The organism is Bacillus sp. TE8-1 (assembly GCF_008368855.1).
Lineage (GTDB): Bacteria > Bacillota > Bacilli > Bacillales > Bacillaceae_G > Bacillus_A > Bacillus_A cereus.
On record NZ_QPET01000003.1, the window covers coordinates 188,166 to 212,034 of the forward strand.

Genomic DNA, 23,869 nt, shown 5'->3' on the forward strand with positions numbered 1-23,869 from the left:
TGAGGAGGGATTTATTATGAAGAAAGTGTATTTTGCTACGAAAGCAGATGTGGAAAGATTACATTCTTTTTTCGGACAAGCTAATAAAAAAGATGATAAAATAAATGAGTTGTACGCACAATTTATGATTTTGGAAGAGGCGGAAGAAATACGAGCTGTAATTGGTTATGAACAAAGTGGGGAAGATGTACTTATTCGTTCTTGTTTATTCACACCTCATGTGGATAAACAGACTTTCTTATATTTTTTTGAAATGTTTTTGCAGTATATGAAAGAAAAAAGTGTTCAACAATTGTACTTACTAACAAATCATCCACAATCTGTACCGATCTTTCAGTTCTTTGACTTTTTTACTATAGAAAAGGATGAGGTTCCAGAGGGAATTCAACAGCTAGAACATTTTTGTAAAAATATAAAAGAGCAGAATGCAATAATACTAAATTGTCAGCTATTCACAAAGTTATCCACGGATTAATTAGGTTTATCCACATTTTGTGGATAAACCTTGTTTGTCTTTTGGATAAATCTCATAGTAAACTAAAAATAGACAAGTATTTAAGGCTAGAAAAGGACGTGGAAAAAAATGCATACAAATATGTGGGTTGTGGATAATGTTGTGGAAAGAAAAAAATATTATCCACAGTTACAAGAAGCAGCAAAATTATTAAGAGAAAATGAGGCGGTTGCTTTCCCTACGGAAACAGTATATGGGTTAGGGGCAAACGCGATGGATGATGAAGCAATCGCGAAAATTTTCGAAGCGAAAGGAAGACCGAGTGATAATCCACTCATTGTCCACATAGGTACAAAATCTCAGTTAGATGGGATTGTGAAAGAAATTCCACCAGTTGCAGAGAAGTTAATGGCGCATTTTTGGCCAGGACCATTAACAATTATTTTGCCGAGAAAAGAAGGAATTTCAGAGAAGGTGACGGCAGGACTTAATACGGTTGGAGTAAGAATGCCTGATCATCCAATTGCACTTGCTCTTATTGAAGAGGCGAATGTACCTGTTGCGGCACCAAGTGCGAATCGTTCAGGGCGTCCAAGTCCAACATTAGCTTCTCACGTATATGAAGATTTGAATGGGAAGATTGCAGGTATTGTTGATGGTGGTGCAACTGGAGTAGGCGTTGAATCAACTGTAATTGATTGTACAAGCACGGTTCCAACAATATTACGTCCAGGTGGGATTACGAAAGAACAATTAGAAGCGGTGATAGGTACTGTTTCTTTAGATCCAGCTTTAAAGGATGAGAAGGAAAAACCGAAATCGCCTGGAATGAAATACACACATTATGCGCCGAAAGCACCACTTAGTATTGTTGAGGGCTCACGTGAGTTTATTCAGCATCTTGTGGATGAGAAGAAGAAAGAAGGATTTAAAGTAGGCGTATTAACGACAGAAGAGTACCAGTATGTATATAGTGCAGATGTTATATTATCTTGTGGTGTTAGAAGTGACTTAGCTAGCGTTGCGACTAAATTATATGATGTACTTAGAACATTTGATGCAAGTGAAGTGGATGTTATTTTTAGTGAGTCATTCCCTAATGAAGGAATAGGGAATGCAATTATGAATCGTTTAACAAAAGCGGCAGGACATCATATTATTATTGAATGATAAGGTAAGATTAGCAAACAGAATATTTCTCCTTGGATAAGCATATTGTGAAGTAGCACGTCCAAGGAGGGGCATGAATGACGTTTGAACAGCTAATACCTTTAATAATTATGGCATTCGCCTTAGGGATGGATGCGTTCTCGGTGAGTCTTGGTATGGGGATGATGCCCCTAAAGTTAAGACAAATCCTGTATATTGGTATGACGATAGGGATATTTCATATTATTATGCCGTTTATAGGAATGGTACTAGGTCGTTTTTTATCAGAGAAATATGGAGATATCGCACATTTTGCGGGTGCTATTTTATTAATCGGACTAGGGTTTTATATTGTATATTCGACCATTTTACAAAATGAAGAGACTAGAACTGCCCCTATTGGAATTAGTTTATTCGTATTTGCATTTGGCGTCAGTATAGATAGTTTCTCAGTAGGGCTTAGTCTTGGTATTTATGGGGCACAGACAATTATTACGATTTTACTGTTTGGATTTGTTAGCATGTTATTAGCGTGGATTGGTTTATTAATTGGGAGACATGCGAAAGATATGCTCGGTACATACGGTGAGATAGTAGGTGGTATCATTTTGGTTGGGTTTGGATTATATATCCTTTTTCCTATATAATTTTATGTAGGAGGGAATTATGAACAAGCTATTGGAATGGTATGTTAAATTTTTAACCTTCTTTCCTCGATGGCTAAGAAGACTTATAATTTGGGGTATTATTTTGCAAATTTCGATGTTAGGTTGGATTAAGTTAATTCGTGAATGGTGAGATAGTTCCTTTCTGTGAATATTTTGTTTGTACTATATTTATTACGCTAAAAATTACAGATATAGAAAGGATGAGATGAATGACGAGATTGAAGCAAGTTTTTGGTATTATTATTAGTTTTTTTGTTTTTTGGTTTAGTATGCTCGGTGTACAAATGTTTGCTGAGTTTTTAGATATTGAGTCATTGAAATTTGTTGCGGGAAAGACTGAGGCGGCGCGTGCCTTTTACTCTCCGTACCCGTTTTTAATTGTTTTTCTTATTACATTGCTTTCCCTATACTTCTTCGTAATTAAGCTAGGGAAGCCGAAAAAAGAGAAAATGCCTACTTTAGAGGAAAAGAAGGAAGAATTACAATGATAAAATCCCCTGCTAAAAAGCAGGGGATTTTATATTTGAGTGATGGGAGGAATCTAGCCCCATTGCTTTTAAATATATCTAGCTCCAGTGGCTAGAATCTCCGGTCATTTCGCTCTCTCGCATGAAGCAAAAAGCGCTTCAAGGTCGAGAGCTCCAATGCCCTGCGATTCTGAGCGAGCCACTTCCACTTTTAAACTGGCCTAACCAATTCAAATTGTTCTCCTAATTTTGCATAGTTGTGTCCTGCTAGGCGGCTTATTGGTTTGAGTCCTTCGGCGTGAATGCGCCCTTTTTCATATAGATGTTCGGCAATGTGGAAACGAACGACGCGTCCAATTAGTAGATCACAAGCTGGTGAGTCTTCCGTTCCACCAAGTGGAATTGCACGTTCTAATACGCATTCCATTCGAATATTTGCTTCTTTTACACCTGGAACGGAGATGACTTCACTTTCAATTGGTGTTAGTTTTGCTAGTTCAATTTCACTTTCATTTGGCGGGAGGTTAGCTGCTGTTTCGTTAATTGCTGCTACATATGATTCGTCAGAAATATGTACGACAAATTCTCCTTTTTCAATTGCGTTTCGGGAAGTGTCCTTTCTTTCTCCTGCTTTTCGTTGTACAGATACTGAGATAAGTGGTGGATTAGCAGCGACAATATTGAAATAACTATATGGTGCTCCGTTTAGTACACCTTCTTTTGTTACAGAAGTAACGAATGCGACAGGACGAGGGATGATACTTCCAGTAAGTAATTTGTAATTATCTTTTTCAGTTTGTTCATTTGGATTAATGGATAACATGCTTGTAATCCCCTTTCTAAATATGAATACTTATTGTTTGTTTACAAGATAACGATGAGAAAATCCTGCTGGAAATAATATTTTGTTTCATAAAAAGAACTTACTTCAATTGTAATGAAGTAAGTTCTTTTTCAAGAATCTCAAATTTGAGATAAAAATTAAAGTAAAACGTATGCGCCAGGTCCGATTAAAGCTACACCAACAGCAACAGCGATTAACATTAAGTTATATTCATATCCGTTTTGTGTTACCCAGTAACCATTTTTTCCGTGAACAGTGAAGATAGCCATTAACATTGTTCCAACGATAAATAATGAACCAACTACAATGAAAATACCTGATGCGAATAAGAAACCACCTAGTAATTCAGTTGCGCCAGCCATAAATGCCATAAATACACCAGGACGTAAACCGATTGACTCCATCCAGCCACCTGTTCCTTTTAAACCGTAACCGCCGAACCAACCAAATAATTTTTGAGCGCCATGACCCATGAATGTAATTCCTATAATAAGACGAATAATAAGTAGACCGAAATCCATCATTTTTAAAAACCTCCTAAAAGTTATTAACTTACCTTATGTAAGTAATAATAAAATAGTTACTTACTATAGTCAAGTAGATTTTGAAAAAAGTTTGAATTAAATTTTACAAATTAACAACAAAAAATAAAATGTAGTAAAGACCTCTAGACAAGTTGGGCGAAAAAAGAGAAAATATAAATAGAAGTTAACTTCTAATTGTTATTCAGACAATCAGAATTGACTGGAATTTTGTGAAGCGCTACAATAAGAGTCTATTAGTAATGACGTAATTTATTTCGAAAGCGTTTTTACAGTATAATATTCGAAGTATGAAGTCTTACATGTATCCCGAGCTTTACTAGGGATTGCCCTATAAACTTTTAGGTAAATTATAAGGAGGACTATCCTATGTTTAAAAAATTATTCGGTCTTGGTTCAAAAACAAATGAAGAAACAATCGTAGCTCCATTAACTGGAGCAGTGAAAAATATTGAAGAAGTACCAGATCCAGTATTTGCTGGTCGTATGATGGGTGACGGTGTTGCAATTGATCCTACTGAAGGTGTAGTTGTATCTCCAGTTGATGGTGAAATCGTACAATTATTCCACACAAAACATGCTATCGGAATTAAAGCGAAAAACGGTACAGAAATTTTAATCCACGTTGGATTAGAAACTGTAAAAATGGAAGGCGAAGGTTTCGAAGCTCACGTTTCTGAAGGCCAAGCTGTAAAAGCTGGAGATAAATTAATCTCATTCGACTTAGAATTAATCCGTGAAAAAGCGAAAAGCACAATTACTCCAATTGTTATTACAAACACAGATGCAGCTGAGTCTATTAAGACAACTGTAGGCGTAGCAGCTACAAAAGGTTCAACAGAAGTAATGAAAGTTACAATGAAATAATTGCAATATAAGAGGAATCCGTTTCGTATGAAATGGATTCCTTATTTTTGTTGCGTGTTCAGTATGTATGTTAAAATACTCTAGGCACTTGGAAATAGGGTTTCACATATATGTGGATAAGGCGCATTTTTCTTAGAAAAAATATAAGAGAAATGCGCCTTTTGTATATTCACATTTCTTTTGTTCTATTCTAATGTAAGTTATGATGAATGATAAGAAATCGAATATAGGGGTGGGTTTGAATGAAACGAGTGTTATTTGTTTGTACTGGCAATACATGTCGTAGTCCAATGGCTGAGGCGTTGCTTCGTCATCACGGAGGAGATAAGTTTGAAGTGCAATCTGCTGGTGTTTTCGCCTATCCTGGGAGCGATGCATCGGTACATGCGAAGGAAGCTTTAGCTGAAAAAGGAATTTCAATTGATCATGCGGCGCAGCAAGTAAATGAAACTTTGCTTGATTGGGCTGATATTGTCGTAACGATGACAGAAAACCATAAGCAAATTGTACTTGGGCATTATCCGAGCGTTGAAAAGAAATTAAATACGTTATATGGATTAACTGAAGGTATAGGCAAGGACATTTCAGATCCATTTGGAGGCTCGCTTTCTATTTATAAAGAAACGTTAGATGAGATGGAAAAACTTGTACAAACTTTACTGAAAAAACATTCAGTAGGTTGATGTTTCGTGTATAATACGATATTGGAGATCACTTCTTCCTATATGAGGTAGCGAGTGTGAAATGAAGATAATTGATTGAAACTTTGGAGGGGTAAAAATGAAAGTAGTAATAGCATCTGATCACGGCGGTATGAATATCCGCAAAGAACTTGTAAGTTTATTAGAAGAGTTAAATATTGAATATATTGATTTAGGTTGTGAATGTGAAGCTGGTTCTGTTGATTACCCTGACTTTGCGTTTCCAGCAGCTGAAATGGTAGCGAATGGTGAAGTAGATCGTGGTATTTTAGTTTGTGGGACAGGCATTGGTATGTCAATCGCAGCAAACAAAGTAAATGGTATCCGTTGTGCGTTAGTTCATGATACTTTCAGCGCGAAAGCGACGAGAGAGCATAATGACACTAACATGCTAGCAATGGGAGAGCGTGTAATTGGTGCTGGTCTAGCGCGTGATATCGCGAAAATCTGGTTAACAACTGATTATGAAGGTGGTCGTCACGAAAACCGCGTAGGAAAAATTAAAACATACGAAACAAAGTAATAGATTCTAACTATCAGTAGTGTGAAATATAATTTGGTGAACCAACCTGTGAAAGGAAGAGGCGTAATGACAGAAATCGTAAAGGTAAGAGAACAGCTACAAATGTCGCTTTCTGATTTCCAAGAACAAGCTTCATTACAAAGCGGTCAAGTTTTTGTAGTGGGTTGTAGCACGAGCGAAGTGCTAGGCGAAAGAATTGGAACATCAGGAACGATGGAAGTAGCAGAGGCGATTTTCTCTGAGTTAAAACAATTTCAAGAGCAAACAGGTATTGAATTAGCGTTTCAATGTTGTGAGCATTTAAACCGTGCTTTAGTAGTTGAGAGAGAAGTAGCGATAAAATATCAATTTGAAATTGTAACAGTTACGCCTGTTAGATCAGCAGGTGGTGCATTGGGGACATACGCGTATCACAATTTGAAAGATCCGGTAGTAGTTGAGTTTATTAAAGCTGATGCAGGAATGGATATTGGTGATACATTTATCGGTATGCATTTAAAGCATGTAGCTGTTCCGGTTCGTACAAGTGTGAAGGAAATTGGAAGTGCGCATGTAACGATGGCCAAAACACGTGGAAAACTAATTGGTGGAGCACGTGCTGTCTATGCGGCAGTGGAAGAGACTACCACTTGCCGTTAAATATGAGAAATTAGGAAGTCATATAGTACCTGTTTATCATAAGGTAAAAGGTATGTTGTCTGACTTTATAATAGAAGAAAGAAAAGACCGATTTTCGGTCTTTTTTTTCTTTTATGATATAGAAAGTCATGTTAGAATGTAGTTGAAAACATGAAGGTTCGAAAGAATTACAACCTGAATTTTCGTTTTTTCTGAATAAATAAGAAAAAACTGTTGGGAATCGATGTAATTCGTTCAGAAAAGGGGGATTTTGGTGGATCATTTAAAACGTCAAGATGAAAAGGTATTTGCTGCAATTGAGGCAGAACTAGGAAGACAGCGTTCAAAGATTGAGTTAATTGCTTCGGAAAACTTCGTAAGTGAAGCAGTAATGGAGGCACAAGGTTCTGTTTTAACGAATAAGTATGCTGAAGGATATCCTGGAAAACGTTACTATGGTGGCTGTGAACACGTAGACGTAGTAGAAGATATCGCACGTGATCGCGTGAAAGAAATTTTCGGCGCAGAGCACGTAAATGTTCAACCACACTCTGGTGCACAAGCGAACATGGCAGTATACTTCACGATTTTAGAGCAAGGCGATACAGTACTTGGTATGAACTTATCTCATGGTGGTCACTTAACACACGGAAGCCCTGTTAACTTCAGTGGAGTACAATATAATTTCGTAGAATATGGCGTGGATGCTGACTCTCACCGTATTAATTACGATGATGTATTAGCAAAAGCGAAAGAACATAAACCAAAATTAATCGTTGCAGGTGCAAGTGCATACCCTCGTGTTATCGATTTCAAGCGATTCCGTGAGATTGCAGATGAAGTGGGCGCTTATTTAATGGTTGATATGGCACATATCGCAGGTTTAGTAGCTGCTGGTTTACATCCAAATCCAGTACCACATGCACATTTCGTTACAACGACAACACATAAAACGTTACGTGGTCCACGTGGTGGTATGATTTTATGTGAAGAGCAATTTGCAAAACAAATTGATAAATCAATCTTCCCTGGTATTCAAGGTGGTCCACTTATGCACGTAATCGCTGCAAAAGCTGTTGCATTTGGTGAAGCACTTCAAGATGATTTCAAAACATATGCACAAAATATCATTAACAATGCGAACCGCTTAGCTGAAGGTCTTCAAAAAGAAGGACTTACACTTGTTTCTGGCGGAACAGACAATCACTTAATCTTGATTGATGTTCGTAACTTAGAAATCACAGGTAAAGTAGCAGAGCACGTATTAGATGAAGTTGGTATTACAGTGAACAAAAATACAATTCCATTTGAAACAGCAAGCCCATTTGTAACAAGTGGTGTACGTATCGGTACAGCAGCTGTAACATCTCGTGGTTTCGGTTTAGAAGAAATGGATGAAATTGCGTCACTTATTGCTTATACATTAAAAAATCATGAAAATGAAGCTGCGTTAGAAGAAGTACGTAAGCGTGTAGAAGCGTTAACTAGCAAATTCCCAATGTATCCAAATCTATAATAGATTGAAGAAGACTGCCGAGACTTAATTGTTTTGGCGGTCTTTTTTTTGGACATATATTATTTTTAAAGTATGTATACAAATGATGAATAAATTTTGGCGATATAATGAAGGATACAGCTCCCATAATTGGTAAAGATACTAGATAGATTCATTGTAAAATCATGATTTTGCCAAATTTGCCCTTGAATATTAGTAGCGTTTTCTTTACAATCGTAAATAGTGTAAAAAAGCGTGCAAACGCATGAATATCATCTAAAGGAGAGATTCACATGGGAAAACTGTATGTATTTGATCACCCGTTAATTCAACATAAGATTACATATATTCGCGATAAGAATACAGGTACGAAAGATTTTCGTGAATTAGTGGACGAAGTAGCAAGCTTAATGGCTTTCGAAATTACTCGCGACCTTCCACTTAAGGACATTGAAATTGAAACACCTGTAAGCAAAGCGACAACAAAAGTGATCGCTGGTAAAAAACTTGGTTTAATTCCGATTTTACGTGCAGGTTTAGGAATGGTTGATGGAATTCTGAAATTAATTCCAGCAGCAAAAGTAGGACACGTTGGTTTATACCGTGACCCTAAAACATTGCAACCGGTAGAATACTATGTGAAACTTCCAACGGATGTAGAAGAGCGTGACTTTATCGTACTAGATCCGATGCTAGCAACAGGTGGTTCTGCGGCTGAAGCAATTAACTCTCTGAAAAAGCGCGGTGCGAAACAAATTAAATTAATGTGTATCGTTGCAGCTCCAGAAGGGGTAAAAGTAGTACAAGAAGAACATCCTGATGTTGATATTTATGTAGCAGCATTAGATGAGAAATTAAATGACCACGGATATGTAGTACCAGGTCTTGGTGATGCTGGTGACCGTTTATTCGGAACGAAGTAAGACAACTGACGAGCAGGGGAGATTCCCCAGCTCGTCTTTTTTGCTGTAAGCAAGTAGGGGAGGGGGAGAGGATAAATATACATCGTATATACAACATAAGTTGCATACACCTCACATATAATATAGAAGTCTTACGTCTGAGGAACACTATATTATGGAAGAAAAGCGTTATATCTCGAAAATATAATAGTGACAAACTTGTGAACATTTCCTTCTATTATAAAGAGAAAACTGTTAGAAATTGCATATATGTAACCAGTATTTAGAAGGGGAACGTTTTCATTTTTGGGAGGAAATGCCTAATACTCAAATTTTTAGATTTTTTACGATTTCTCGTTGACACTGTTAATACCCTATTGTATGCTAACAACGGGGATAGATGGTAGGGCTTTCAGTGACAAAATTACATCTATTCCGTGACGAAAATGTAAACTTTTTGTTTTGTATAGGATTTATGCAAAAAAATGAGTTATTATTAACACATCGTGAATGAGGGTTACATATTGGAGGGATGAATCCTTGCAAAAAAACGATCGCAGCCATATAAAAGCTTATGCTTTAATGTCAGGTATTCTTGCTCAATTAGTCGGTTCTATTCTTGTTGGAATCTTTGGTGGGCAGTGGATTGATAATAAGGTTGGAACGTTTCCGTTGTTTCTTATTATAGGGTTATTACTCGGACTAGGAACAGGGGTATACGCAATGATTCGACTCATTCGACATTACTATTCGGGAGAGCAATGATGATAGACGTACATGGACTTGTCCAAAGACAAAAGAAATATATGTACTACTTGCTTGCGCTTCTAGTGCTAGGATGGGGATTTACCTCTTACAAGGATGTATTTCTTGGACTGATTATCGGGACGATTTTCAGTTTTCTTAGTTTGCGCATCATTGCACGTAGAACAGACAAGCTGCTAGATCGCGTAACAAATGGAGAAAACGTGAAGTTCAAGGCAACAGCGGTAAGTACATATTCAAGATTCGCCACGATTGGGTTATTAATTTTATTTGCAGCCAAATATCAAGAGTTAATCGCGATGTGGGGCCTAGGTGTAGGATTGCTGACAGGATACCTTGTCATGATCATAGATTTTCTTTATTTAGAGTATAAGAGCAGGGAAGAGAGGTGAATTACTAGTGGAACACGGTAAATTAGTTGAATTTCTAGGTTTAACGTTCGATTTGTCATCAGTTATGATGGTTACTGTAGCAGCAGTTATTGTTTTCTTAATCGCTGTTATCGGAACTCGCAGCTTAGCTCTTCGCCCAACCGGGATGCAAAACTTCATGGAATGGGTGTTTGACTTCGTGAAAGGGATTATCAATAGTACGATGGACTGGAAAACAGGTGGACGTTTCTTAACGCTTGGCGTTACGCTTATCATGTTTATCATCGTATCGAACTTCCTTGGTTTACCATTCATGTATTCAGCAACTGAAGCTGGCGAACATATTGCATGGTGGAGATCACCAACGTCTGATCCAGCAGTTACATTAACATTAGCCGTGATGGTAGTTACCCTCACCCATTATTATGGAATTAAGATGAAGGGTACGAAAGAGTACGTAAAAGGTTATTTCCAACCTATGAAATTCTTATTCCCATTAAAGGTTATTGAGGAGTTTGCTAACACATTAACGTTAGGTCTTCGTTTATTTGGTAACATTTATGCAGGTGAGATCTTATTAGGATTACTTGCTAAGTTGGGCGGAGCATCAGTCCTTGGGGCATTAGGTGCGCTTGTACCAATGTTAGCATGGATGGGATTCAGTGTATTCGTTGGATCAATCCAAGCATTTATTTTCGTTATGTTAACGATGGTTTATATGGCTCATAAAGTAAGCCATGACCATTAATATAATTTAAGTAAGAAAAAATTTATTTTTTTATAATACAAAGGAGGACAAATTAAATGAGTTTAGGTGTAATCGCAGCTGCAATTGCAATTGGTTTATCAGCATTAGGTGCAGGTATTGGTAACGGTCTTATCGTATCACGTACAATCGAAGGTGTTGCTCGTCAACCAGAATTAAAAGGCGCACTTCAAACAATTATGTTCATCGGGGTTGCTTTAGTTGAGGCACTTCCAATCATCGGTGTAGTTATTGCATTCATCGTAATGAACAAATAAGGGAGACTCCCCTTACATAGATGGCGAAGAGTGTTTTTCCGAACTTTCTTCGCCATTGCTTTATGAATGAAACGTATGTCTTTTTTTTTCATATGATCAATTTAGATATTTTGAAGGGAGTGAATCCTTGTGCCAACTTTATTATTAGGTGCTGCCATTCCATTTGGAACGATTGCTTATACATTGTTCATTTTCTTACTTCTATTAGTAATGCTACGCAAATTTGCGTGGGGTCCTTTAATGGGAATTATGAAAGAACGTGAAGAGCATGTTACTAATGAAATCGACGCTGCAGAAAGAAGTAATGCTGAGGCGAAGAAATTAGTAGAAGAACAACGTGAAATGTTAAAACAATCACGTGTTGAAGCACAAGAGTTAATCGAAAGAGCGAAAAAGCAAGCTGTAGATCAAAAAGATGTTATTGTTGCTGCTGCGAAAGAAGAAGCAGAATCAATTAAAGCATCTGCTGTACAAGAAATTCAACGCGAAAAAGAGCAAGCAATTGCTGCTTTACAAGAACAAGTTGCTTCTTTATCTGTTCAAATTGCTTCTAAAGTAATTGAAAAAGAGTTAAAAGAAGAAGATCAAGTGAAGTTAATTCGCGATTATATTAAAGAAGTAGGAGAAGCGCGATGAGCAATGGGATTGTAGCAAAACGTTATGCTGTCGCTCTTTTTAAAATTGCTAAAGAAAAACACGTATTAGAAATGTTTGAAGAGGAATTACGCCTTGTACAAAACGTTTATGTAAAGAACGGAGAACTACATAGCTTTTTAACGCAACCGAACATTTCAAAGGAACAAAAGAAAACGTTTCTTGCAAACGTATTCGGATCTGTTTCTGAATCTATTTTAAATACGTTATATATTTTAATTGATAACAAACGCATTGATATCTTACCTGAAATTGCAGATGAATATGTTGTTCTTGCTAATGAAGAACGTAACGTAGCGGACGCAACTGTATATTCTACTCGTCTTCTATCAGAAGAAGAGAAGCTTAACATTGCAGAAGCATTTGCGAAGAGAACAGGAAAAGATGCAATTCGCGTGAAAAATGTTGTAGATGAAGATTTACTAGGCGGCATTAAAGTACGTATTGGAAATCGCATTTATGATGGAAGTTTACAAGGAAAATTAGCACGTATTCAGCGTGAATTAATGAAGAATAGATAGGGGTGAAGCACATGAGCATCAGAGCTGAAGAAATTAGCGCACTGATAAAGCAACAAATCGAGAACTATCAGTCTGAAATCGAAGTTAGTGATGTTGGTACAGTTATCCAAGTTGGTGACGGTATCGCGCGTGCTCATGGTCTTGATAACGTTATGGCTGGTGAACTTGTAGAGTTCTCTAACGGCGTTATGGGACTAGCACAAAACTTAGAGGAAAACAACGTAGGTATTATCATTTTAGGACCTTACACAGAAATTCGTGAAGGTGACGAAGTTCGTCGTACTGGTCGCATCATGCAAGTACCGGTAGGAAAAGAACTAATTGGTCGTGTTGTAAACCCATTAGGTCAACCAGTTGATGGTTTAGGCCCAATCAATACAACAAACACTCGTCCAATTGAAAGTCCAGCACCAGGTGTAATGGATCGTAAATCTGTTCATGAGCCACTTCAAACAGGTATTAAAGCGATCGATGCTCTTGTACCAATTGGCCGTGGTCAACGTGAGTTAATCATCGGTGACCGTCAAACTGGTAAAACAGCGGTTGCACTTGATACAATCATTAACCAAAAAGATGAAGATATGATTTGTATCTATGTAGCAATTGGACAAAAAGAATCAACTGTACGTAACGTAGTAGAAACACTACGTAAGCACGGTGCATTAGAGTACACAATCGTTGTAACTGCATCTGCTTCTCAACCAGCTCCATTATTATACCTAGCTCCTTACGCTGGTGTAACAATGGGTGAAGAGTTCATGTACAATGGTAAACACGTATTAGTAGTATATGATGACTTATCAAAACAAGCAGCGGCTTACCGTGAGCTGTCATTACTATTACGTCGTCCTCCAGGTCGTGAAGCTTACCCAGGGGATGTATTCTACTTACATTCTCGCTTATTAGAGCGTGCAGCAAAATTAAGTGATGCAAAAGGCGGCGGTTCTTTAACTGCACTACCTTTCATCGAAACACAAGCAGGGGACGTATCAGCATACATCCCAACAAACGTAATTTCTATTACGGATGGACAAATCTTCTTACAATCTGACCTATTCTTCTCTGGCGTACGTCCAGCGATCGATGCGGGTACTTCTGTATCTCGTGTAGGTGGATCTGCTCAGATTAAAGCAATGAGTAAAGTATCAGGTACACTTCGTCTTGACCTTGCATCTTACCGTGAGTTAGAAGCGTTCGCTCAGTTCGGTTCTGACCTTGATAAAGCAACTCAAGCGAAATTAAACCGTGGTGCTCGTACTGTTGAGGTATTAAAACAAGGATTACACAAACCATTACGTGTAGAGAAACAAGTTATCATTCTTTACGCTTTAACACGTGGATTCCTAGATGATATCCCAGTAGTAGATATCACTCGTTTTGAAGAAGAATTCCATGCTTGGTTAGATTCTAATGCGACTGACTTATTAGAAGAAATCCGCACAACTAAGAAACTTGCGGATGACGACAAATTTGCAGCAGCAATCAATGGATTTAAAAAAGTATTCGTAGCTTCTGAATAATAATAAAAAGTGAAGCCGACTGTTCAGCCCCATCGGCTAAGGTTCTTTCTCACAGAAGGTGCTTTTTACCTTCTTGTGGGGAAGGTTCTTAGACGAAAGGGGCTAGGAGGCGGAACTAGATTAATAAAAGCGGAAGCGGCTCGTTCTGAATGTGAGGGGGATGGAGCTTCTGACGAAGAGGCGGTGTTTGCCTCGTAGGAAGAAGTGAAGCCACCGAGCATTCAAGCCGCTGGAGCTAGATAGTATATATAAAAGGCATCTCGGGCTCTGAGATTGCTAAAGGTCATGTAAAGGAAAAGAGTAGGTGCACCTATTCTTTTCCTTCAATCATGAGCAAGAATATCTTGCAACGTAGATTAGGAAGAGGATTCTTACTAATCGTGCCAACTTCCGGAAAAAAGGTGGTGAAAACCTGTGGCATCTTTACGCGATATAAAAGCGAAGATTAACTCGACAAAGAAAACGAGTCAAATTACGAAAGCGATGGAGATGGTATCTGCATCTAAGTTAAACCGTGCAGAGCAAAATGCTAAATCTTTCGTTCCGTATATGGAAAAGATTCAAGAAGTAGTAGCGAGCATTGCGCAAGGAAGCAAAGGGATTAATCATCCAATGCTAAATGCGCGTCCTGTAAAGCGTACAGGATACATCGTTATTACGTCTGATCGCGGACTAGCAGGTGGTTATAACAGTAACGTATTACGTACAGTAAGTAACGTAATTCGTGAACGTCATAATATGGATTCAAACCAATATTCTATTATTGTGCTTGGACGACTAGGACGTGATTATTTAAAACGTCGCGGCTTTAACATTATTGATGAAGTAGTTGGATTATCTGACCACCCATCATTTACTGATATTAAAGACCTTGCTTCTCGAGCAATTGCGATGTTTGCAGATGGTGCTTATGATGAGCTGTACATTTACTACAACCATTACGTAAGTAAAATTTCACAAGAGGTAACGGAAAATAAAATTTTACCGCTTACTGATGTGGCGTCTGACAAACCGACGACAGCTTATGAATTCGAACCTTCTGAAGAAGAAATTTTAAAAGTACTATTGCCACAATACGCAGAAAGCTTAGTGTACGGTGCATTACTAGACGGTAAAGCAAGTGAACACGCAGCGCGTATGACAGCAATGAAGAGTGCTACAGACAACGCAATGGAAGTTATCGATTCACTTACACTTTCATTCAACCGTGCGCGTCAGGCAGCGATTACGCAAGAAATTACGGAAATCGTTGGTGGAGCAGCAGCGTTAGAATAGTATTAAAAAGCGGAAGCGGCTCTGTCAAAAGAGTCGCGTAAGCTATAAACCAATAAAAAATTAAAAGCTAGCTGCTCGTAGAAAGTTGGCTAATTAAAAGAAAGCTAGGAGGGAACCCGATGAATAAAGGGCGCGTTACGCAAATCATGGGTCCGGTTGTAGACGTTAAGTTTGATGGCGGAAAGCTACCAGAAATCTACAACGCCCTTACGGTAAAACAAAGCAACGAAAACGGAAGTATTAACTTAACATTTGAAGTTGCACTTCATTTAGGTGATGATACAGTTCGTACAGTTGCAATGTCTTCCACAGATGGACTTGTTCGTGGCACAGAAGTAGAAGATACTGGTAAACCAATCTCTGTACCAGTTGGTGATGTAACACTTGGTCGCGTATTTAACGTATTAGGTGATGCAATTGACTTAGATGGTGAGGTTCCTGCAGATGTACATCGTGATCCAATTCACCGTCAAGCACCTGCATTCGAAGAATTATCTACTAAAGTAGAAATTCTTGAAACTGGTATTAAAGTAGTAGACTTACTTGCTCCTTACATTAAGGGTGGTAAGATCGGCCTATTCGGTGGTGCCGGCGTAGGTAAAACAGTATTAATTCAGGAATTAATTAACAACATCGCACAAGAGCACGGTGGTATCTCTGTATTCGCTGGTGTAGGTGAGCGTACTCGTGAGGGTAATGACTTATACCACGAAATGAGCGATTCTGGCGTAATCAAGAAAACTGCGATGGTATTCGGACAAATGAACGAGCCACCTGGAGCACGTCAACGTGTTGCATTAACAGGCTTAACAATGGCTGAGCATTTCCGTGATGAGCAAGGACAAGACGTACTTCTGTTCATCGATAACATCTTCCGTTTCACGCAAGCGGGTTCTGAAGTATCTGCCCTTCTTGGTCGTATGCCATCTGCGGTAGGTTACCAACCAACACTTGCAACAGAAATGGGTCAATTACAAGAGCGTATTACATCTACAAATAAAGGGTCTATCACGTCTATCCAAGCGGTATATGTACCAGCCGATGACTATACTGACCCAGCACCAGCTACAACGTTCGCTCACTTAGATGCAACAACAAACTTAGAGCGTCGTTTAACGCAAATGGGTATTTACCCAGCCGTAGATCCATTAGCATCTACATCTCGTGCACTTTCTCCAGAAATCGTAGGAGAAGAACATTATGAAGTAGCTCGTCAAGTACAGCAAACTTTACAACGTTATAAAGAGCTTCAAGATATCATCGCTATCTTAGGTATGGATGAGTTATCTGAAGAAGATAAGTTAGTTGTACATCGTGCTCGTCGTATTCAATTCTTCTTATCTCAAAACTTCCACGTAGCTGAGCAGTTTACAGGTCAAAAAGGTTCTTACGTACCTGTAAAGAATACAGTTAGTGGTTTCAAAGAAATTCTAGAAGGAAAATATGATGACCTTCCAGAAGATGCATTCCGCTTAGTAGGTGGCATTGAAGAAGTTATTGAAAACGCGAAGAAAATGATGGCGTAAGGCCTTAGGAGGGACGAAGTATGAAGACATTTCCAGTCAGTATTGTAACTCCTGATGGACCGGTTTACGAAAAAGAGGTAGAAATGGTAAGTGTAAAAGCAGAGAGTGGGGAAATGGGGATCTTACCAGGCCACATTCCAACTGTTGCACCATTAAAAATTAGTGCAGTTCGTCTGAAAAATGGTGGACACACTGATTATGTAGCAGTAAGCGGTGGCTTTATCGAAGTTCGTCCAGATAAAGTGACTGTATTATCATCATCTGCTGAAGAAGCAAACCATATCGATATCCATCGCGCAAATGAAGCGAAGCGTCGCGCTGAGCAACGTCTGCAAGATAAACAAGCACATGTTGACTTTAAACGTGCAGAAATGGCATTACAACGTGCTGTGAACCGTTTGAACGTTTCCGATATGAAGTAAAAAAATCCGTAAGGGCTTTGCCTTTACGGATTTTTTTTTGTGTATTTTATGGATAATTTTACAAAACTGGTATAATTATATTGATGCTTGTATAAGTAGAAGTGTACAACAATTTATATTTCATAAAGGGGATGGATCAATGATTGGTGAAATGAAGCGAGAAGCATTGTACTCTTTAAAGGGAAAATGGGGACTAGGTGTTGGATCAACAATTTTATATTTTATTTTAAGTTATGTTGTTTCGCTGGCTGCAATGCTTATACTATTAATTCCAGGAATTATTATATTTCTCTCAGTTGTAAGCTTAACTGGATCATTTGAAGAGGAAACGATGTCAATTGGAGCAGGGATTACCTTTGGAATTTTTTATTGCATTATGATAATTTTGAGTAACGCATCGTATGGGATTACGTCATATGGTTATACAAATGTATTTTTACAGATTAGTAAACGAGAAGATGCTAAAGTAGATTACTTATTCGAAGGATTTCGTGGCTTTAAAAGAATGATGAAAACAATGTGGGCAATGCTTGCGATTTTGTTATATACAGGTACATGGATTCCGATGCTGTTAATAGGCTTATTTGCATTGTTAGGTGAAGAAGGGAATACGTCATTTGCAATAGCTTTCTTCGTACTATTAGCAATTTCAATTGTTGGTATGATTGTGATGTATTTTTCTTATGCACTGACGTACTATGTGATGATTGAAAATCCAGAATATAGTGTTTCGCAGGCGATGAAGGAAAGTAAGAATCTTATGAAGGGTCATAAGTTAGATTTGTTTCTTTTATGGCTGAGCTTCATAGGATGGGCTATTTTAGCGCTGCTTACTTTTGGAATAGGATTTCTTTGGCTTAGTCCGTATATGAGTACGACGACAGCACACTTTTATCGCTACATTTCAAAAGGTGAATTTCAATAGGAACATGCTATACTAATAGAATTATTGTGTATAGGAGGCGAGGCTACGCATGATTAGTGATTTAAAAGGAGAAGCACTAGATTCATTAGAAGGGAAATGGGGATTAGCTGTTGGAGCTACACTACTCATTTCAATTCTTATCACGGCTTTTAGTTTTAGTGTTGATTGGGGATTTTCTTTAATTTTCGGTTGGCAAAAAACAAATGGTTCACTTTCAACGAATATTCTTTCATTTTTTGTTACTGGACCGTTAACTTTAGGTGGATATTACCTTGGTTTAAATATCCTTCGTGAAAAGCAAGCTAGTATTGGTAATGTATTCATTTGGTTTTCAGAGGGAAAGAGATTTCTAAAATCATTTTTATTATATTTATTAGTAAATCTTTATCTTTTCTTATGGACGTTATTGTTCATTATTCCAGGTATTATTAAATCATTTTCTTATGCGATGACGTACTTTATTATAAACGATCATCCTGAGTATTCACTGAACCAAGCTATTACAGAAAGTCGTCGTATGATGGATGGACATAAGATGGAGTATTTCATTTTATGTTTAAGTTTTATTGGCTGGTTTATATTAAGTTGTATTACGTTAGGGATTGGATTCTTATGGTTAATTCCATATTTCTATACGACATCTGCAGCTTTTTACGAAGAGATTGCAGAAGAATATTATGAGAAAAAAATTTAGCACTATAAAACCCCCAGTATGAATTATTTGTTCATACTGGGGGTTTTTTGTAGAAACTTTATAAATTGATTACTAGTAAGTGGTTTACTGAAATAGTAACCTTGCATATATTTACAGTTATGTTTTTGCAGAAACTTAAGTTGTTTTTCGGTTTCAATTCCTTCGGCAACGACTGAAAGATTTAAAGTATTCGCGAGGGAAAGAATTGTAGAAACGATGGCTCGTTCTTCAGGACGATGATCAGCTAATTGTGTAAATTCTCTCGGTACTTTTAATGTGTCGATTGGAAAAATTGATAAATAAGCAAGAGAAGAGTACCCAGTACCGAAGTCATCAATGGAAGTTTGGATACCGTACTCTTTTAATTGCTTCAGTCTCAATAACGTTTCTTTCTCGTCAATCATTGCAATTCTTTCTGTTAACTCAAGTGTTACATATTTTGGATCGACTTGCACGTCGTTTAATATTTGTGAAATGTTTTCGATTAATTGATCTTGCCGGAATTCTTTTGCGGATAAATTAACACTTATTTTTAAATTTTGGTAGCCAAAGGTATGCCATATTTTTAATTGGAGACAAGCTTCTTGTAATACCCAATGTCCAAGTGGGACTACTTGTGGCGTCTCTTCTACAATTGGAATAAACTCACATGGTGAAATGTCACCTAATAGTGGGTGTTTCCAACGTATTAAAGCTTCAGCACCGATAATTTTATTTGTTGTCGTATCAATTTGTGGTTGATAAACGAGATAAAATTCTTTGTTTACTAAAGCGATTGGCAAATCTTTTTCAATTCGAGCTTTTCGTTCCATTTTTTTATATAGTTCTTTCGTGTAAAGAGAGCTACCGTTTTTTCCTTTATTCTTTGCTTCGTACATGGCCATATCAGCATGCTGCAAAATGGATAGCGCATCTTCACCTGCTTCAGGATATATTGCAATTCCGATGCTCGGTGAGATTTGTAAATGTTGATTTTCGATTTCAAATGGCTCATTCATGGCCGCTACAATCCTATCAGCTATTTTTTGGACATCTGGCTTTTTTTTGTAATTCTCGATAAGGATTGTGAACTCATCCCCAGCTAGCCGCGCGAGTTTCATATTTGATGTTGCTATTCTTTCGAGCCTTTTTGCTACTGCAATGAGCAATAGGTCTCCTACTCGATGACCGAGGGTATCATTAATAACTTTAAAACGGTCTAGGTCGAGAAACATAACAGCAAAAGGCTTTTTCGATATTTTTGCTCGCGCAATTGCCTGTTCTAAATGTTGATGAAATGCACGACGATTTGCAAGCTCTGTTAAAGTATCATGGTATGCTAGGAAGTTGATTTGTTCTTGTTGTTGTTTGCTTTCCGTAATATCTTTAATCATTAAATAAACCCCAGAAATTTTCTCCTTTAAAAAGATCGGTACGGCGGTAACGTGCAAGTAGTAAATATCTCTGTTTTTATGGTAAGCCCGTATTTCTAAAGAAATAGAATATCCCTTTTTCACGCGATGAAAGGCGTTAATCATTTCTTCTAAATCTTCTTCGTATATGAGTGAATAGTAAGGCTGGTTTAATAATTCATTCGTTTGATAACCGAGTAAAGTAGTACCAGCGTTATTTACTTTGAGAAAATTACCGTACAAATCTAATGTGAAAATTGGATCTGGATGATGCTCGTATAAAGATTTAAACATTTGTTGATTATGATAGAGTTCATTTTTCTGTTCTACTAAATCTTCTGTACGTAGTTTAATTTGTTTCTCGAGTTCTGAGTTGAATTGCATTTGAGCGATCAATAATATTTTATTTTGTTTTCGAACTAAACTATGACGTATGAGAACGAAAGAAAAAGTTATTATAAGTCCGATTACTATAATAGGCGCAAAAACGTATTCAACTAATATAAAAACAATAAGCATTACTACCGAAATATACGGTAATGATAATCGGATTGATTCGCCAATTTTAGGTGTTAGTAGTACTTGTTCTTGTTTTTCAGGCTTTTTTGTATGGAGAATACAGGCGATTGCTACTAGTACTAAGGTTACTTGATAGAAAGGAGTAACTGTAAACATAGAATACTCTGGTATGAAGTATTTTATATAAGCATAAATCGCATCTGTAGTAGCATATAAAATTAAAGCACTGCCAAGAAGTGCACCGACCTTTTTAGGTAATAAGGATAGTGGTTTGAATAAAAGGTTGATTCCTATTAAGAGAAAGAGTAAATCAGCCATTGGATAGGTAAGTTGAACAAATATGTCGATATAGGATGTTGTAAAGATATGAATAGTTCGTTCAATAAGTAAGTAGTAACTTAAAGTAAATTGGGCTGTAACGATAATACAAATATCACATAGCATAAAAAGTTTTTCTAATAAATCTCGGTTATAAATGATTTCGTATAGAAAGGCAAACGTAAAGCTAACTAAAAAAAGTAAGTAAAAAAAGTCAGATGGATCAACGAACGTATAGAAGTCCTTTACAATTAAACGCTGATAGGCAATGACTATATCACCGATAAAATAAGAGAGAGCTCCAACAGATAATATGATCCAAAATAAACGAGATAGCCCTTCTTTCATGTTTGAAAAATAAAGTATATAACTACAAGCGATAATATCAATTAATAGGGTGCTCGTTCCAATTAATAGCTGAAAAGGAAATGAGTATTCATATACAAAAGGCATTGCTACATAGTGAAGCGTTATAGACAGCAATACAATGCTTATAAGAATACTTACATGTGTTTGTTTTTTCATTTATATCACCTACGGTTTCTTGAAAAGCATATATAAGTTTTATATTTATTTTGCACAATTATAGCAAGTTGTAAAGATAGATTTTAATAATTCTTGTTTCTGTCTCCCAACATATCGACATAGGAATTTGAAGTTTGCTATAATGATTAGAATAGTTGCATTATTTAGAAAAATTTAAAAATAATAATTACTGCAACTAGGACATATTGTTTACTATGTGAACTTGTTCTTAATTTAGGGGGGAGGGTTTCACAATGGCAAGTGTATATGAAAATAGTTATATGATCGTTTTGATTTTCTTGCTATTAGGTATATTGCTGCCGGTAGTGGCTCTTACATTAGGAAGGATGCTGCGCCCAAATAAACCAAGTGCAGCAAAGGCGACGACGTATGAGAGTGGAATTGAGCCTTTTCATGATGCAAATATTCGGTTTCATGCTCGTTATTATATTTTCGCTTTATTGTTTGTGATCTTTGATGTAGAAACTTTATTTTTATATCCTTGGGCTGTTGCGTATGACAAGCTAGGTTTATTTGCATTAATTGAAATGCTCATCTTTGTTGTAATGTTGCTAGTTGGATTAGCGTATGCTTGGAAAAAGAAGGTGTTACAATGGTTATAAATTTTGAGGAATTACATCCAAATGAGCGAGCAGAATTAGAACGAAATATCTTTTTTTCTACATTGGAACAGTTGAAAGGATGGGCGAGGAGCAACTCTTTATGGCCGATGACATTCGGACTGGCATGCTGTGCAATTGAAATGATGGGGGTAGGCTCATCACATTACGATTTAGATCGATTTGGGTCATTTTTTCGAACTTCACCAAGGCAATCGGACGTCATGATTGTATCGGGAACAGTAACGAAGAAGATGGCTCCTATTGTTCGGCGTTTATATGATCAAATGCCCGAACCGAAATGGGTTATTGCGATGGGATCTTGTGCGACAGCAGGTGGTCCGTATGTAAATTCATATGCTGTTGTGAAAGGTGTAGACCAAATCGTACCAGTTGATGTGTATATTCCTGGTTGTCCCCCAAATCCAGCTGCTTTAATCTATGGAATTAATAAATTAAAAGAGAAAATTCGTTACGAGGCAAAGACCGGAAAGCAGGTGACGAATAAATGAGTAATCCAAATAAAGATTTAGAGGATCTGAAAAAAGAAGCAGCTAGGCGTGCGAAAGAAGAAGCGAGAAAACGCCTTGTAGCGAAACACGAGGCGGAAATAAGTGAACTTGAGGAGGAAGATCGAGAAAAAGAGAAAGCGCTACCAAAAAATGATGATATTACTATAGAAGAAGCAAAGCGACGTGCAGCAGCTGCTGCAAAGGCAAAAGCGGCGGCGTTAGCCAAACAGAAAAGAGAAGGAACCGAAGAAGTAACGGAAGAAGAAAAAGCGAAAGCCAAGGCGAAGGCAGCAGCAGCTGCAAAGGCAAAAGCGGCAGCGTTAGCGAAGCAGAAAAGAGAAGGGACAGAAGAAGTAACGGAAGAAGAAAAAGCGAAAGCCAAGGCGAAGGCGGTGGTGGCCGCCAAGGCAAAAGCGGCAGCATTGGCGAAGCAGAAAGCCTCGCAAGGTGATGGGGATTCGGGAGATGAAAAGGCAAAGGCAATTGCAGCGGCAAAAGCGAAAGCAGCAGCGGCTGCAAGAGCGAAGACAAAGGGAGCTGAAGGTAAGAAAGAGGATGAGCCGAAGCAGGAAGAACCGTCCGTAAATCAGCCGTATTTAAATCAGTATGTTGAGGCTATTAGGGAGAAGTTAGGAGAGGGTGCATTAGTAGATTCCTACATTAATAAACTGTCAAAGGATGTGCCAACTCTTGTGGTGGATCCCGAAAAGTATTATGAAGTGATGGAGTCACTGCGATGCCATGAGGGACTTGCTTTTGATTATATGTCAGAGCTACATGCGACGGATTTTGTGACACATATGGAAGTGTATGTTCATTTGTTTTCATATGGCAAGAAACAATCGGTAGCGGTGAAGGTAAAGCTAGACCGGGAAGCGCCGCAAGTCGAATCTGTGACAGCGCTTTGGAAAGGAGCTGACTGGCCGGAGCGAGAAGCATACGATTTGCTCGGCATTGTATTTAAAGGGCATCCGAATTTAACGCGTATTTTAATGCCAGATGATTGGGTAGGATATCCGCTTAGAAAAGACTATGAACCGTATGATGTGGAGGTGTAG

The 23,869-nt window shown here is 37.7% G+C and carries 30 protein-coding genes; 27 read left to right on the forward strand and 3 right to left on the reverse strand.

The features are described 5' to 3' along the window. Positions 1-16 precede the first annotated feature (16 nt). The 5 genes from DN404_RS03165 (at position 17) to DN404_RS03180 (ending at position 2,759) form a co-directional block, all read left to right on the forward strand. On the forward strand, positions 17-475 hold the full coding sequence (locus DN404_RS03165) for a GNAT family N-acetyltransferase (protein WP_000758437.1): 459 nt from the start codon (positions 17-19) through the stop codon (positions 473-475). Between the two features lie 108 nt (positions 476-583). Further along, a complete protein-coding gene (locus tag DN404_RS03170) occupies positions 584-1,624 on the forward strand; it encodes an L-threonylcarbamoyladenylate synthase (protein WP_000557354.1) in 1,041 nt (346 codons plus the stop codon). Positions 1,625-1,701: 77 nt separating this feature from the next. Then, positions 1,702-2,250: a manganese efflux pump MntP gene (locus tag DN404_RS03175; RefSeq protein ID WP_000142475.1), complete on the forward strand. Its 549-nt coding sequence runs from the start codon at positions 1,702-1,704 to the stop codon at positions 2,248-2,250. A gap of 19 nt (positions 2,251-2,269) precedes the next feature. Further along, on the forward strand, positions 2,270-2,401 hold the full coding sequence (locus tag DN404_RS30865; RefSeq protein ID WP_001037634.1) for a hypothetical protein: 132 nt from the start codon (positions 2,270-2,272) through the stop codon (positions 2,399-2,401). Positions 2,402-2,480: 79 nt separating this feature from the next. After that, positions 2,481-2,759, forward strand: coding sequence for a DUF3935 domain-containing protein (locus DN404_RS03180; RefSeq protein WP_000197472.1), 279 nt, complete (start codon positions 2,481-2,483; stop codon positions 2,757-2,759). Positions 2,760-2,949: 190 nt separating this feature from the next. Here DN404_RS03180 and DN404_RS03185 read toward each other — a convergent pair whose 3' ends face one another. Both DN404_RS03185 and DN404_RS03190 read right to left on the reverse strand, forming a co-directional pair. Then, on the reverse strand, positions 2,950-3,561 hold the full coding sequence (locus tag DN404_RS03185) for a flavin reductase family protein (protein ID WP_149214717.1): 612 nt from the start codon (positions 3,559-3,561) through the stop codon (positions 2,950-2,952). 158 nt (positions 3,562-3,719) lie between these two features. Next, entirely contained in the window at positions 3,720-4,106 is a 387-nt protein-coding gene (locus DN404_RS03190) for a DoxX family protein (RefSeq protein ID WP_000968616.1), read from the reverse strand. Positions 4,107-4,493: 387 nt separating this feature from the next. Between DN404_RS03190 and DN404_RS03195 the strand changes: the two genes are divergently transcribed. The 19 genes from DN404_RS03195 to DN404_RS03285 all read left to right on the forward strand — a co-directional run bounded on the left by DN404_RS03195 (position 4,494) and on the right by DN404_RS03285 (position 18,926). Continuing rightward, positions 4,494-4,991: a PTS sugar transporter subunit IIA gene (locus tag DN404_RS03195; protein WP_000473665.1), complete on the forward strand. Its 498-nt coding sequence runs from the start codon at positions 4,494-4,496 to the stop codon at positions 4,989-4,991. A 242-nt stretch (positions 4,992-5,233) separates the two neighbouring features. After that, positions 5,234-5,674 carry a low molecular weight protein arginine phosphatase gene (locus DN404_RS03200; RefSeq protein WP_000832373.1) on the forward strand — a complete coding sequence of 147 codons (441 nt, stop codon included), beginning with the start codon at positions 5,234-5,236 and terminating at the stop codon, positions 5,672-5,674. 97 nt (positions 5,675-5,771) lie between these two features. Next, the gene (rpiB, locus tag DN404_RS03205; protein WP_000869542.1) at positions 5,772-6,215 is read left to right on the forward strand and encodes a ribose 5-phosphate isomerase B; all 444 of its coding nucleotides are present in this window, start codon (positions 5,772-5,774) and stop codon (positions 6,213-6,215) included. A gap of 66 nt (positions 6,216-6,281) precedes the next feature. Continuing rightward, positions 6,282-6,854 carry a TIGR01440 family protein gene (locus DN404_RS03210; protein ID WP_000136386.1) on the forward strand — a complete coding sequence of 191 codons (573 nt, stop codon included), beginning with the start codon at positions 6,282-6,284 and terminating at the stop codon, positions 6,852-6,854. A gap of 253 nt (positions 6,855-7,107) precedes the next feature. Continuing rightward, positions 7,108-8,349, forward strand: coding sequence for a serine hydroxymethyltransferase (gene glyA / locus DN404_RS03215; RefSeq protein ID WP_000349806.1), 1,242 nt, complete (start codon positions 7,108-7,110; stop codon positions 8,347-8,349). 272 nt (positions 8,350-8,621) lie between these two features. Then, on the forward strand, positions 8,622-9,251 hold the full coding sequence (gene upp, locus DN404_RS03220; protein WP_000517539.1) for a uracil phosphoribosyltransferase: 630 nt from the start codon (positions 8,622-8,624) through the stop codon (positions 9,249-9,251). A gap of 379 nt (positions 9,252-9,630) precedes the next feature. After that, the gene (locus tag DN404_RS03225) at positions 9,631-9,744 is read left to right on the forward strand and encodes a DUF4024 domain-containing protein (RefSeq protein WP_000232962.1); all 114 of its coding nucleotides are present in this window, start codon (positions 9,631-9,633) and stop codon (positions 9,742-9,744) included. Between the two features lie 26 nt (positions 9,745-9,770). Continuing rightward, positions 9,771-9,995, forward strand: a complete 225-nt coding sequence (locus tag DN404_RS03230) for an AtpZ/AtpI family protein (RefSeq protein ID WP_001171223.1) — start codon at positions 9,771-9,773, stop codon at positions 9,993-9,995. After that, positions 9,995-10,387 (forward strand): ATP synthase subunit I, encoded by a 393-nt coding sequence (locus DN404_RS03235; RefSeq protein ID WP_000567600.1) that lies wholly within the window; start codon positions 9,995-9,997, stop codon positions 10,385-10,387. Before DN404_RS03230 ends, DN404_RS03235 begins: the two co-directional genes overlap by 1 nt. 7 nt (positions 10,388-10,394) lie before the next feature. Then, positions 10,395-11,114 carry a F0F1 ATP synthase subunit A gene (gene atpB, locus DN404_RS03240; RefSeq protein ID WP_000399871.1) on the forward strand — a complete coding sequence of 240 codons (720 nt, stop codon included), beginning with the start codon at positions 10,395-10,397 and terminating at the stop codon, positions 11,112-11,114. 56 nt (positions 11,115-11,170) lie between these two features. Continuing rightward, entirely contained in the window at positions 11,171-11,389 is a 219-nt protein-coding gene (gene atpE / locus DN404_RS03245; protein WP_000052064.1) for a F0F1 ATP synthase subunit C, read from the forward strand. Between the two features lie 129 nt (positions 11,390-11,518). After that, a complete protein-coding gene (gene atpF, locus DN404_RS03250) occupies positions 11,519-12,025 on the forward strand; it encodes a F0F1 ATP synthase subunit B (protein ID WP_001142618.1) in 507 nt (168 codons plus the stop codon). Further along, positions 12,022-12,564, forward strand: coding sequence for a F0F1 ATP synthase subunit delta (gene atpH, locus DN404_RS03255; RefSeq protein WP_000064683.1), 543 nt, complete (start codon positions 12,022-12,024; stop codon positions 12,562-12,564). Before atpF ends, atpH begins: the two co-directional genes overlap by 4 nt. 11 nt (positions 12,565-12,575) lie before the next feature. Beyond that, positions 12,576-14,084 carry a F0F1 ATP synthase subunit alpha gene (atpA, locus tag DN404_RS03260; RefSeq protein ID WP_000027518.1) on the forward strand — a complete coding sequence of 503 codons (1,509 nt, stop codon included), beginning with the start codon at positions 12,576-12,578 and terminating at the stop codon, positions 14,082-14,084. Between the two features lie 414 nt (positions 14,085-14,498). Next, on the forward strand, positions 14,499-15,359 hold the full coding sequence (gene atpG, locus DN404_RS03265) for a F0F1 ATP synthase subunit gamma (protein WP_000157696.1): 861 nt from the start codon (positions 14,499-14,501) through the stop codon (positions 15,357-15,359). Positions 15,360-15,478: 119 nt separating this feature from the next. Next, positions 15,479-16,885, forward strand: a complete 1,407-nt coding sequence (gene atpD / locus DN404_RS03270) for a F0F1 ATP synthase subunit beta (protein WP_001032593.1) — start codon at positions 15,479-15,481, stop codon at positions 16,883-16,885. Between the two features lie 20 nt (positions 16,886-16,905). Further along, on the forward strand, positions 16,906-17,307 hold the full coding sequence (gene atpC, locus DN404_RS03275) for a F0F1 ATP synthase subunit epsilon (protein WP_000847211.1): 402 nt from the start codon (positions 16,906-16,908) through the stop codon (positions 17,305-17,307). Between the two features lie 139 nt (positions 17,308-17,446). Next, a complete protein-coding gene (locus tag DN404_RS03280; protein WP_000578820.1) occupies positions 17,447-18,232 on the forward strand; it encodes a DUF975 family protein in 786 nt (261 codons plus the stop codon). 49 nt (positions 18,233-18,281) lie between these two features. Beyond that, on the forward strand, positions 18,282-18,926 hold the full coding sequence (locus DN404_RS03285) for a DUF975 family protein (RefSeq protein WP_000622462.1): 645 nt from the start codon (positions 18,282-18,284) through the stop codon (positions 18,924-18,926). Positions 18,927-18,949: 23 nt separating this feature from the next. Here the strand turns inward: DN404_RS03285 and DN404_RS03290 are convergent, their stop codons facing one another. Beyond that, positions 18,950-21,679 carry an EAL domain-containing protein gene (locus tag DN404_RS03290; protein ID WP_149214718.1) on the reverse strand — a complete coding sequence of 910 codons (2,730 nt, stop codon included), beginning with the start codon at positions 21,677-21,679 and terminating at the stop codon, positions 18,950-18,952. A gap of 254 nt (positions 21,680-21,933) precedes the next feature. Here DN404_RS03290 and nuoA point away from each other — a divergent pair, with 254 nt between their 5' ends. The 3 genes from nuoA to DN404_RS03305 are packed head-to-tail and all read left to right on the forward strand — an operon-like array spanning position 21,934 to position 23,869. After that, the gene (gene nuoA / locus DN404_RS03295; RefSeq protein WP_000179273.1) at positions 21,934-22,302 is read left to right on the forward strand and encodes an NADH-quinone oxidoreductase subunit NuoA; all 369 of its coding nucleotides are present in this window, start codon (positions 21,934-21,936) and stop codon (positions 22,300-22,302) included. Further along, the gene (nuoB, locus tag DN404_RS03300; RefSeq protein WP_000236331.1) at positions 22,293-22,811 is read left to right on the forward strand and encodes an NADH-quinone oxidoreductase subunit NuoB; all 519 of its coding nucleotides are present in this window, start codon (positions 22,293-22,295) and stop codon (positions 22,809-22,811) included. Before nuoA ends, nuoB begins: the two co-directional genes overlap by 10 nt. Beyond that, positions 22,808-23,869, forward strand: coding sequence for an NADH-quinone oxidoreductase subunit C (locus DN404_RS03305; RefSeq protein WP_149214719.1), 1,062 nt, complete (start codon positions 22,808-22,810; stop codon positions 23,867-23,869). The genes nuoB and DN404_RS03305 overlap by 4 nt, the downstream gene beginning before the upstream one ends.